Below are 977 nucleotides of genomic sequence, written 5' to 3' on the forward strand. Positions count from 1 at the left end.
AGCAACAACGCTCAGGTCACCATCAAGGCCGGTGAGACCAGTGCGCCGTACACCCACGACGCGCAAGGCGATGACGTCTACCAGGACGCTGGCCAGATCAGCCTGGGCATCACGTCCGCTGTGGATGTAGACGGTCACACCTTCGAGAACCTGCAACTGGGCGGCAACGCTTCGGTTCAAGTGACCGACACCCTCGACGAGGTGGTGGCGAAGCTGACCGCGACCCCTTCGGTCACCGAAGGCGGTGAGATCACCTACACCATCACCCTGACCAACAAAGACGGTCTGCCGATCAACAACCACTCGGAGCTGTACTTCAAGCTGACCGACGGCACCACCGTCGTCGTGGCAGCCAACAGCACCACCGGTTCGGCCACTGCAACCGCCCCGGACAACGTCTATGTCGGCACCAACGCGCCGGTGGTCAATGCCATCGACGCCGTCAGCGGCGCAGATGCGTGGAAGTTCGAAAACCTGAATCTGGACAAGACCCCGGTCAGCACCGAGGTCACTGACGAGCCAGGCACTCCAGGCAACGAAGGCGATATCGTCAAAGTCACTATTACTGCTGACCAGACCTCGGTGGCCGAGAACGTCAAACCGACCTTCACCGTACATATCAACACCGCCTTGGCCCACGACCTGGTCGTGACCCTGAGCAACAACGCCCAGGTCACCATCAAGGCTGGCGAAACCAGCGCGCCGTACACCCACGCTGCGCAGGGTGATGACGTCTACAACGACGCTGGCCAGATCAGCCTGGGTATCAACTCGGCGGTGGACGCCACTGGTGCGACCTTCGAGAACCTGGAGCTGGGCGGTGCCGCGAAGGTGGATGTCACCGACACCACCGACGAAGTCGTGGCCAAGTTGACCGCCACCCCGTCGGTCACCGAAGGCGGCGAGATTACCTACACCATCACGCTGACCAACAAAGACGGCCTGCCGATCAACAACCACAGTGCATTGACCTTCAC

The 977-nt window shown here is 61.2% G+C and carries 1 protein-coding gene; it reads left to right on the plus strand.

What is annotated here, in order from left to right; all coding sequences use genetic code 11:
• Nucleotides 1–977 (plus strand): immunoglobulin-like domain-containing protein (locus ACF8FB_RS02425; protein WP_392510972.1); only part of this gene is annotated, 977 nt, incomplete at both ends.

The organism is Pseudomonas sp. yb_2, from assembly GCF_043103905.1.
GTDB classification, from domain to species: Bacteria; Pseudomonadota; Gammaproteobacteria; order Pseudomonadales; family Pseudomonadaceae; genus Aquipseudomonas; species Aquipseudomonas alloputida.